Genomic DNA, 9737 nt, shown 5'->3' on the forward strand with positions numbered 1-9737 from the left:
CGCCTGGCACGCAGCACCGGCCGCGCTGCGCTTCGAGCTGCGGCGCGCCGACGGCGCATGGCGCTGCCACGGCGCACTGCTGTTCGACGCGCCCGATGCGCTGGCCGTGTTCTTCGCGGCCGCGCCGGCCGCGCTCGCCGACACGCGCGCGGCCTACGCGAACCTGCCCGTGCCGCTCGTGTTCGAGATCGGCCGCACCGAGCTGACGACGGCCGAACTGGCCGATGTCGTCGGCGGCGACATCATCGCGATCGAGCGCTGGCAGGCGCACGAGCAGAACCTGCTGTGCGTCGCGCGGTTGCCCGCCGCGCCAGCGTGGGAGATCACCGGACGGCCGTCGGGCAACCGGCTGACCGTCGAACGAATCAGGGAGATGCCTTTGGAACCGACCCGCACCGACACCGCGCCCGCGACGGCGCACGACGCGCCGCCCGCCGATGCGCCGCGCACGCTCGACGGCCTCGCGGTCGACCTGCGCTTCGAGCTGCCGCCCACGTCGATGCCGCTCGGCGAGTTGAGCGCGCTGCAGCCGGGCGCCGTGATCGAACTGCAGCAAGGAATCAACCAGAGCGTGATCCATCTGGTCGCGAACGGAATGCTGATCGGCACCGGCCACCTGATTGCAGTCGGCCAGAAACTCGGCGTGCGTGTCGTCACGCTGACGCAACCCGCGCCGCGCGAGCGCTGAGCGATGGGCAACCTGCCGAATCCGGTCGCGCTGATCGCGGTGATCGCCGCGCTCGGCATCGCGCCGTTCGCGGCGCTGATGGTGACGAGCTATACGAAGCTCGTGGTCGTGCTCGGCCTCTTGCGCTCTGCGCTCGGGATCCAGCAGGTGCCGCCGAACCTCGTGCTGAACGGCATCGCGCTGATCCTGTCGCTGTTCATCATGGCGCCCGTCGGGATGTCGATCCGCGACGCGCTGCAGGCGCGCCACTTCGACGCATCGGGGCAGCTGTCGACCGCCGACGTCGGCGCGCTCGCCGATGCCGCGCTGCCGCCGATCAAGGATTTCCTCGTGTCGCATACGCGGCAGCGCGACCGCGAATTCTTCGTGCGCACCGCGACGTCGGTCTGGCCGAAGAACCGCGCGGACGGCATCAAGGACGACGACCTGCTCGTGCTGGTGCCGAGCTTCACGCTCGCCGAACTGACGAAGGCATTCCAGATCGGTTTCGTGATCTATATCGTGTTCATCGTCGTCGACCTGCTGGTCGCGAACATCCTGCTCGCGCTCGGGATGCAGATGATCTCGCCGACGACGATCTCGGTGCCGTTCAAGCTGCTGCTGTTCGTCGCGCTCGACGGCTGGTCGCTGCTCGTGCACGGGCTCGTGCTGTCGTACCGCGTGGCGGGCGCGGGATGAATGCGCGCGGCCTGCGAACCGCCGCCGCGCACCTGTGCGCGCTGGTCGGGCTGCTCGTGCCCGCATTCGCCGGAATGCAGCCGCACATCGCGCATGCGGCCAGCGGCGCGGGCTTCGCGCAACTCGCTCGCGCGTGTGCGCCGAATGTCGATCCCGACACGCTCGCCGCGCTCGTGCGCACCGAGTCTGGCTTCAATCCGTATGCGATCGGCGTGGTCGGCGGCCACCTGGCGCGCCAGCCCGCGTCGCTCGACGAGGCGCGCGCGACCGCGCGCGAGCTTGCGTCGCGCGGCTTCAGCTACAGCGTCGGCCTCGCTCAGGTGAACGAACGAAATTTCACGAAATACGGACTCGACGAAGCGACGATGTTCGAGCCGTGCCGCAACCTGCGGGCCGGCGGCGCGATCCTGACCGAATGCTTCGCGCGCTCGTCGGGCACCGGCCGCGCCGCGCAGGCCGCATTGCGCGCGGCGCTGTCGTGCTACTACAGCGGCAACTTCACGACCGGTTTCTCGAGCGGCTACGTGAGCCGCGTCGTCGCGAGCGCGCAGCGCAACGCGCGCGAAGGCGGCGTCGAACCGATTCCGGTCGTGAGCGACACGCCGCCGCCCGAGCGCCGCCGGCGTATGGACGCGGCCGCCACCACGCCGCCCGAACGCGCGCGGCGGCTAGCGTCGCCCGCCGCGTCCGCCGATGCGCCTTCGTGTCACGCGCGCCCGGTGGTGATGATGTGCCGCGGGCTGCCGGCGAACCAGGCGAAGCGGCTGTGCGTGCGGTGTCTCGACCAGTGAACGGGTGAGGCGCGGGCGAACCCGCCGACCGTCGCCGGCAAGTCGAACGCCGCGTCACCCCGCCCGCTGCGCCTCCAGCCACGCCTGGAACATCAGCACCGTCCACAACTGATGCTGCCAGTTCATCCGGCCCGTCTGATGCTGCCGCCACAAACGCTCGACCGCGGCCGCATCGAAGAAACCCTCTTCGCGCAACCGCGACGGCCGCAGCAGCGCCTCGGCCCAGTCGCGCAGCGAGCCGCGCAGCCAGTGATCGACGGGCGCACAGAAGCCCTGCTTCGGCCGGTCGATCAGCGCCGACGGCACGTACTGGTCGAGCAGCCGGCGCAGCAGCGCCTTCGACTGCCCTTCCGGCAAACGCACCGACGCCGGCACGCGCCACGCGAATTCGACGACGTGATGGTCGAGGAACGGCATGCGCGTCTCGAGGCTCACGGCCATCGCCGCGCGGTCGACCTTCGCGAGAATGTCGGTCGGCAAATACGTGAGCGTATCGATCGCCATCGCCTGCTCGGCGAAGCTCAGGTGCGCGGGCCACGCGGACACCGTGTCGAGCGGCGTCGGCGGCTCCTGTCCCGACAGCGCAATGCGCTCGGGATGATGCACCGACGACATCAGCAGCCGGTACAGGCCGATGCGGCTCTCGGCCGTCATCACATGGCCGAGCTTGTGCAGGCGGTCGCCGATGCGCGCCGCCGATTCGCGCGCCTCCACGCCGCCCCATGCGCCCTGCGCGACGGCCGCGAGCTGGTCCGCGTGATCGGGCCGCAGCGCATGCAGCGCGGCGGCGATCCGCGCGCGCACGGCGGCCGGCACGCGATGCAGCTTGCGCCACAGGCGCGGCGTCAGGAAGTAGCGCGTATAGCCGCCGAACAGCTCGTCGCCGCCGTCGCCGGACAGGCTCACCTTCACATGCCGGCGCGTCAGTTCCGACACGAGAAAGGTCGGGATCTGCGATGCATCGGCGAACGGCTCGTCGTAGATCGACGGCAGCTTCGGCACGACGCCGAGCGCATGGTCGGCCGTCACGTAAAGCTCGGTATGCCGCGTGCCGAGATGGCGCGCGACGGCCTTCGCGTAACCGGCTTCGTCGTAGCCGGCTTCATGAAAGCCGATCGTAAACGTGTCGACCGGCGTCGCCGATTGCGCCTGCATCAGCGCGACGATCGCCGACGAATCGACGCCGCCCGACAGGAACGCGCCGAGCGGCACGTCGGCTTCCATCTGCCGCGCGACGGCCTGGCGCAGGATCGCGTCGAGCTGGCCGACGGCCTCGTCGGCACTGCCCTCGAACGGCTGCTCGCGGCCGCTCTCGATCGCCTGTTCGAGCGTCCAGTACGCGCGCACGCGCGGCGTGTCGCGCGCATGCTCGAACTGGATGTACGTGCCGGGCGGCAGCTTGCGGATGCCGCGATAGATCGTGTACGGCGCGGGCACGCTCGACTGGCGCAGATACAGGCACAGCGCGTCGCGGTCGACCGTGCCGTCGAAGCCCGGATAGCCGCGCAGCGCCTTCAGCTCCGACGCGAACACGAGCGCGTCGCCGATCCGGCCGTAGTAGAGCGGCTTCTCGCCGATCCGGTCGCGCGCGAGCGTCAGCACCCGCGATGCGCGATTCCACAGCGCGAACGCGAACATGCCGGTCGCGCGCCGCAGCGTCGCCTCGACACCCCACGCGACGATCGCCGCGATCAGCACCTCGCTGTCGGAGTGGCCGCGCCACGCCGGTGCGCGACCCGCGCGCTCGAGCTCGGCACGCAGTTCGCGATGGTTGTAGATTTCGCCGTTGAAGACCATGACGTAGCGGCCGCACGCGGACGCCATCGGCTGCCGGCCATGCACCGACAGGTCGACGATCGCCAGCCGCCGGTGGCCGAGCGCGATGCCGGCTTCCGGATCGACCCAGATCCCCTGCCCGTCCGGCCCGCGATGCGCGAGGCTCGCCGTCATCCGCGCGAGCGTGCCGCGCGCTGTCTCCTCATCGATGGCGACGGTATTCAGAAAGCCGTCGATTCCACACATGTGATTTGTCTGCCCCTGTTGACTTGTTCCGTCACGCGCGGCGCAACCTCGCGGCCCGCCATCAGGCGTGACGGTCGAGCCATATTACGAAGAAATAATTCAGCAATAATTCACTGGTGAATTCGGGCCGCGGCCGGAAAAAAAACGGAGTCAAGCGCCGCGCGCGCATGACCACGCAAAGGGCCATATCGAAATGGAGCGATTGGCCACGCCGGTTCGCTGACCGGAAAAAGGGGGATATGCCCGCCGCCGCGTGCGTCAGACAGCGCCGGTCGCCCATTTCAGCAACTGCGCGACCTCGCGGAAATGCTGCTGCTGGATCGTGCCGTTCTCGGGTGTCGTCTCGTACAGCGCCTGCGCGAGCCCGACGTTCGCAAGCGTCGGGCGCAGCGCGTCGCGCGCGAGCCGCACGATCCGCTCGGCCGCCTCGCCTTCGCCGCGCGCGAGCACCCACGGCAGCGTGCCGATCCCGCCGTAATAGAGCGCGACCGCGACGCGCGGCGAATAGACGACCACCGACGCGAAACCGATCCGGTCCGGCAGCGACGCGAACTGCGCTTCGCGCGCGAGCTGCCGGCGCTTCGCCTCGATGTGCGGGTCGCCCTCGTCCTCCTTGTGCTCGCGTCGCACTTCGTCGATCGACATCTTCATCTTCTGGTTGAACTCGTGCCGCTGATGCACGATGTCGATCAGCGCCATCACGATGTAGATCAGCGCGGCCCAGCCGAACAGCAGCATCAGCAGCTTCACGATCAGCGCGAGGATCGATATCGGCCGCGTGAAACCCGACTGCACCGACGGGTCGAGCGACTCGACGATCAGCCAGCCGAGCGTCGCGGCGAGCAGCACCGTCTTCAGCAGCATCTTCGCGAGATTGACGAGGTTGCGCATCGACCACAGGTTCTTCAGCCCCTCGGCCGGATTGAGCCGCGACAGCTGCGGCATGAGGCGGCTCCACGCCATCACGCCGCCGACCTGCACGAAGCCCGCGAGCAGCCCGGCCAGCAGCCCGGCCGCGACGATCTGCGCGGACAGCGTCGCCCAGTCGCGCGCGGCGCCGTCGATCAGCACCGCGATCCGTGCGGACGGGTCGGCCGCGCCGACCGCGTCGAACACGAGCCGGAACAGCGACTGCAACCGCGCGAACAGCGCGCCGATTCCGACCGCGAGCGCGACGCATACGCCGACGAAGAACGCCGACGAAATCGTTTCCGCGCTCTTCGGCACATCGCCTTTCTCGCGCGCCTCGCGCAAGCGCTTCGCGGTCGGCTTCTGGTCCTTTTCGGCCATATCGGCTCCGTCGCGCGCTCAGGCGCCGCCGTGCGCGGCGAACAGCGCGCGCAGCAGCGCCATCAGCCCGCTGTCGGGGCTCAGCAGCGAATGCAGCGATGCGTACACCACCGGCAGGAACAGCACCATCATCAGCAGCGCGAGCGCGCTCTTCAGCGGCTGCGAGAACACGAAGATGTTGAGCTGCGGCACCGCGCGCCCGACGAGGCCGATGCCGAGCTCGACGAGCACCAGCACGATCGTCACCGGCGCGGCGAGCTTCACCATCCATTCGAAGATCGTGTCGGTCTGCCGCACGATGAAGGTCTGCAGCATCGACGAGAAATCGGGGCCGAGCGAGCCGATCGGCCACCACGCGTACGACTGCGCGAACAGTTGCACGAGCACCTGCAGGCCGCCGGCCGTGACGAACAGCGCGATCGCGACGAAATTGAGGAAGCCCGATGTCGGGCCGCCCTCGTGCCCGCCCATCGGATCGAAGAACGCGGCGCTGCCGCTGCCCGTCTGGAAGTCGATCAGGTAGCCGACGCCCTGGATCGCGAACAGCACCGCGCTGAACGCGCCCGCGAGCAGCATGCCGACCACCGCCTCCTTCGCGACGAGCAGGCACCACATCAGGAACGGCAGTGCGGCCACCTGCGCGGAATCGATCGCCGGCGCGACGAACGCGGCGATCACGACGGCGATCCCGTTGCGCACGAGCCCCGTGATGATCTGTTCGTTGAATACCGGCACGACGAACATGATCGGCAACAGGCGCGGCATCACGTAGAGCAGCGGCCGCAGCGTGCCCGCGACGTCGTTGAAACCCGCGGCCTGGTCTAGCATCGGCGCTCCGCGGCGGAGGGCGGCTCGGGGTCGTCGGCCGGGGCGGCCGGGGTGGTTAAGGCGGTTGAAGCGGCTGCGTCGCTCATGTCGGTCACGTCGACCGAGCCGGCTTCCGCATCGGCCGGCCGGGCGGCCATCTCCGCGTCGAACGCGGCGGCCGCTTCCGGCTGCGCGGCCGCATGGCCGGCCACGTCGCCCGCCGCGCCTGACCATACCCCGGCCGTCGCGAAGCGCCGCACCGCGTAGCCGTCCGCGACTTCGTCGGCATCGCGCTCGACCCGCGCGGCGCGCGCGTGCAGCGCCTTCTCGCCGGCCTTGTCGAGCTTGTCCTCGGCGGCCTTCGCCTTGCGCGCGGCGCGCTGCAGGTCGGCCAGCGTCGCCTCGTGGCCGCGATGCACGTGCGCGGCCTCGCTCACCGACGCGTTCGCGGTGCCGATGTGCCGGTCGAACGTGCGCGTATCGGCCGCCGCGTTCTGCAGCGCGCGCGCCTCGCGCACGTCGTCGGCAAGACGCGTCTGGATCGCGGCCTTCGCGGCCACCTGCTGCGCGAGCTGCGCGTGCGCGGCGTCGAGCGCGCGGCGGCTCTGCGCGGCGATGCCCTGCTGGCGCGCGGCCGCGACGCGCGCGATCTGGCTGCGCATCTCGCGCACGCGCTTCAGGCGCGCAAGCGTGGCGAGCACGAGGCGGTCGTCGGCTTCAGACATGATCGTTCGCCAGCTTCGTCAGCTTCGCGAGCAGCGCGTCGAAATGCACGTCCTCGTGCGACGCCTGCGCGCAGAACGCGCCGATCGCGTCGCGCGCGCGCAGCGCGAGATCGCCGAGCCGGTCGCTGCCTTCGCGATATTCGCCGATCTGCACCAGCAGTTCGATCTCCTGGTACTTCGCGATCAGCTCGCGCACGCGCGAGGCCGCCTGCTGGTGCGCGCGGCTCGCGACGAGCGGCATCACGCGCGACAGGCTCGCGAGCACGTCGATCGCCGGATAGCGGTTCGCGAGCGCGATCTTGCGCGACAGCACGATATGGCCGTCGAGGATCGAGCGCACTTCCTCGGCGATCGGGTCCGATTCCTCGTCGCCTTCGACGAGCACCGTGTAGAGCGCGGTGATCGACCCGTTCGCGCCCTGCCCCGCGCGTTCGAGCAGGCGCGGCAGCACCGCGAACGTCGACGGCGGAAAGCTGCGCCGCGTCGGCGGCTCGCCGCTCGCGAGGCCGACCTCGCGCTGCGCGCGCGCGAAGCGCGTCAGCGAATCGACCAGCAGCAGCACGCGCTTGCCCGCATCGCGGAAGTGCTCGGCGATCGCGGTGGCGACGAGCGCGGATTTCACGCGCTCCATCGCGGGACGATCGGACGTCGACACGACGACGATCGAACGCGCGCGCACCTCGGGCGACAGGCTGTGCTCGATGAATTCGCGCACCTCGCGGCCGCGTTCGCCGACCAGCGCGATCACGTTCACGTCCGCCTGCGCGCCGCGCGCGATCATCCCGAGCAGCGTGCTCTTGCCGACGCCCGACGGCGCGAAGATGCCGACGCGCTGCCCGACGCCGAGCGTCATCAGAGCGTCGATCACGCGCACGCCGGTCGGAAACGGCGTGTCGATCATCTGGCGCGCGAGCGGGTTCGGCGGGTCCTGCTGCGTCGACACCCACGCGGCGCCCGTCACCGGCCCGCGATCGTCGAGCGGCCGGCCGAGCCCGTCGAGCACGCGGCCGAACAGCCCTTCGCCCACCGGAAACACATGCTCGCGCCCGGACGGCACGACGGTCGTCTCCGGCGACAGGCCGGCCACGTCGCCGAGCGGCGTGAGCAGCGTCGTCTGCCGCGAAAACCCGACCACCTCGGCGAGCAGCGTCGGCTGGTTCGGCGTGCGAAGTTCGCAGATCTCGCCGAGCCGCGCGCGGATGCCCGTCGCGTTCAAGATTTGCCCGACCGCGTGATTGACGCGGCCCTGCACCGACACCGGCGAGAAAAACGCGAGCCCCGCGTCGAGTTCGCCGACGAGGCGGCCGCGATCGAACGGCGCGCCGTCGTCGTCGCCGCTGCCGAACGGCTGAGCATCGTCGAGCGGCGCGTTCATCGCGCGGCGCCCTTCAGCGCATCGCGGCGGATCGCCTGGCGCAGCGCGTCGATCTGCAGGTCGAGGCTCGCGTCGATGCGCCCGGACGGCGTCTCGACCGTGCACGCATGGCGTTCGAGTTGCGCATCCTCGACGATGCGAATCTTCTGCCGGTTCGATTGCCCCGCGAATGCACCGTCGAGCGCGTCGCGCATTTCGTCCTTGCGGCCAGGCGCGACATGCACGACCAGGAACGCCTCGTCGCGCACGAGCGGCGCGATCCGCGCCAGCGCGGCCTCGTACAGCTTCTGCGTGCTCATCTCGCCGACGATCGCGCGCACGGCCTTCACGACGATGTCGGCCATCGCGTCCTTCATCGTCTCCATCGTGCGCGCGGCCGCGAGCGCCTGCGTGTAGGCCTGCGCGGCCTGCTCGCGCTGCGCGCGGCGCATCCCTTCGTCGTAGCCGGCCGCCTGCCGCTTGTCGAATTCGCGCTGCGCGTCGGCGACGATGCGTGCGGCCTCGTCGTGCGCGGTCGCGATCACCGCGGACGCGTCGAGCAGCGCCGCGTATTCGCGCTCCTTGAGCACCTTGCGCTCCGACAGCAGTTGCAGGTTGTCGCTCGTGATCAGAAAAGCCAGTCCCATGACGCAAGCCTCTCGGGAATCAGAAACAGGAACAGCAATTCGCCGAACTGGTCGCGCTGCGCGCGGTTCAGCCAGTACGGCGCTTCGTCGTCGATCGCGCGGTTGAACTTCAGGCGCGCGCGCCGCGCGATCGCGTCGCCCGCCACGCCGATGAAATCCGCGAGCAGCCGTCCGCCGCGTGCGCGGATCACGACGGGCAGCGCGGCGGGATCCGCGCGCCACGGTTCGAGCGTGTCCGCGAGCGCGCCGAATTCCGGCGCGCGTTCGAGCGCGAGTTCCAGCGCGTCGCCGCCGAGCCGGGCCGCAACTTCCGCGCGGATGCGCCGCACGGTCAGCGCATCGCGCAGCCAGTTGCGATGCAGCAGCAGCCCGGCATACGACGCCAGTTGCTCGAGCGCCGCGCCCGGCAGCAGCGCGAGCCGCGCGCACGGGTTCGCGACGTCGAAGTCGTGCCGGTCGGCAACGCCGTGCGCGTCGAGCAGGTGCCGCGCGAGCAGCTTGCGGCCGGCCGCGCCGAACGCGTCCGGCGAGCGGTAGCGCGCGGGCCAGTCGGCCGGCACGCGCGTCACGTGCAGATAACGGTCGGGCCGCAGGTTGAAGTCGCAGACGAGCGCATGAAATGCGGCACGGCGCGCGGCGGGCGGCGGCGCGAGCGGCTGCAGCCACGGCAGCGGCGCCGTATCGGACGACGGGGCGGCCGCGTCACCCGGTGGTGCATGCGAATCGCTCATGCGC

10 protein-coding genes are annotated in these 9737 nt (G+C 70.5%); 3 read left to right on the forward strand and 7 right to left on the reverse strand.

What is annotated here, in order from left to right; translation table 11 throughout:
* The 3 genes from sctQ to ACPUER_RS35025 all read left to right on the forward strand — a co-directional run.
* Nucleotides 1–688 (forward strand): type III secretion system cytoplasmic ring protein SctQ (gene sctQ / locus ACPUER_RS35015; protein WP_425133365.1); only part of this gene is annotated, 688 nt, incomplete at its 5' end.
* Between the two features lie 3 nt (nt 689–691).
* Entirely contained in the window at nt 692–1366 is a 675-nt protein-coding gene (sctR, locus tag ACPUER_RS35020; RefSeq protein ID WP_034180501.1) for a type III secretion system export apparatus subunit SctR, read from the forward strand.
* Nucleotides 1363–2157: a lytic transglycosylase domain-containing protein gene (locus ACPUER_RS35025; RefSeq protein WP_425133366.1), complete on the forward strand. Its 795-nt coding sequence runs from the start codon at nt 1363–1365 to the stop codon at nt 2155–2157. Before sctR ends, ACPUER_RS35025 begins: the two co-directional genes overlap by 4 nt.
* Nucleotides 2158–2211: 54 nt before the next feature.
* On the opposite strand, the gene asnB is transcribed toward ACPUER_RS35025, so the two are convergent.
* From asnB to ACPUER_RS35060, 7 genes are all read right to left on the reverse strand, one after another.
* Nucleotides 2212–4179 carry an asparagine synthase (glutamine-hydrolyzing) gene (gene asnB / locus ACPUER_RS35030; protein WP_310132844.1) on the reverse strand — a complete coding sequence of 656 codons (1968 nt, stop codon included), beginning with the start codon at nt 4177–4179 and terminating at the stop codon, nt 2212–2214.
* Between the two features lie 258 nt (nt 4180–4437).
* Nucleotides 4438–5469, reverse strand: a complete 1032-nt coding sequence (locus tag ACPUER_RS35035) for an EscU/YscU/HrcU family type III secretion system export apparatus switch protein (RefSeq protein WP_310132841.1) — start codon at nt 5467–5469, stop codon at nt 4438–4440.
* Nucleotides 5470–5487: 18 nt separating this feature from the next.
* Nucleotides 5488–6297, reverse strand: a complete 810-nt coding sequence (gene sctT / locus ACPUER_RS35040; RefSeq protein WP_111018582.1) for a type III secretion system export apparatus subunit SctT — start codon at nt 6295–6297, stop codon at nt 5488–5490.
* A complete protein-coding gene (locus ACPUER_RS35045) occupies nt 6291–7001 on the reverse strand; it encodes a hypothetical protein (protein WP_175959567.1) in 711 nt (236 codons plus the stop codon). Before ACPUER_RS35045 ends, sctT begins: the two co-directional genes overlap by 7 nt.
* A complete protein-coding gene (gene sctN / locus ACPUER_RS35050) occupies nt 6994–8376 on the reverse strand; it encodes a type III secretion system ATPase SctN (RefSeq protein WP_175959568.1) in 1383 nt (460 codons plus the stop codon). The genes ACPUER_RS35045 and sctN overlap by 8 nt, the downstream gene beginning before the upstream one ends.
* Nucleotides 8373–9002 (reverse strand): type III secretion system stator protein SctL, encoded by a 630-nt coding sequence (sctL, locus tag ACPUER_RS35055; protein WP_034180508.1) that lies wholly within the window; start codon nt 9000–9002, stop codon nt 8373–8375. Before sctL ends, sctN begins: the two co-directional genes overlap by 4 nt.
* Nucleotides 8984–9733: a SctK family type III secretion system sorting platform protein gene (locus ACPUER_RS35060; RefSeq protein ID WP_425133367.1), complete on the reverse strand. Its 750-nt coding sequence runs from the start codon at nt 9731–9733 to the stop codon at nt 8984–8986. Before ACPUER_RS35060 ends, sctL begins: the two co-directional genes overlap by 19 nt.
* Nucleotides 9734–9737 lie beyond the last annotated feature (4 nt).

It is taken from the genome of Burkholderia sp. DN3021, assembly GCF_049805555.1.
GTDB lineage: Bacteria > Pseudomonadota > Gammaproteobacteria > Burkholderiales > Burkholderiaceae > Burkholderia > Burkholderia pyrrocinia_C.

Excerpts from the sequence above, each read along its gene's own strand:
- sctR (WP_034180501.1), top strand. The coding sequence starts at position 692 with ATGGGCAACCTGCCGAATCCGGTCGCGCTGATCGCGGTGATCGCCGCG.
- ACPUER_RS35025 (WP_425133366.1), top strand. The coding sequence starts at position 1,363 with ATGAATGCGCGCGGCCTGCGAACCGCCGCCGCGCACCTGTGCGCGCTG.
- asnB (WP_310132844.1), bottom strand. The coding sequence starts at position 4,179 with ATGTGTGGAATCGACGGCTTTCTGAATACCGTCGCCATCGATGAGGAG.
- ACPUER_RS35035 (WP_310132841.1), bottom strand. The coding sequence starts at position 5,469 with ATGGCCGAAAAGGACCAGAAGCCGACCGCGAAGCGCTTGCGCGAGGCG.
- sctT (WP_111018582.1), bottom strand. The coding sequence starts at position 6,297 with ATGCTAGACCAGGCCGCGGGTTTCAACGACGTCGCGGGCACGCTGCGG.
- ACPUER_RS35045 (WP_175959567.1), bottom strand. The coding sequence starts at position 7,001 with ATGTCTGAAGCCGACGACCGCCTCGTGCTCGCCACGCTTGCGCGCCTG.
- sctN (WP_175959568.1), bottom strand. The coding sequence starts at position 8,376 with ATGAACGCGCCGCTCGACGATGCTCAGCCGTTCGGCAGCGGCGACGAC.
- sctL (WP_034180508.1), bottom strand. The coding sequence starts at position 9,002 with ATGGGACTGGCTTTTCTGATCACGAGCGACAACCTGCAACTGCTGTCG.
- ACPUER_RS35060 (WP_425133367.1), bottom strand. The coding sequence starts at position 9,733 with ATGAGCGATTCGCATGCACCACCGGGTGACGCGGCCGCCCCGTCGTCC.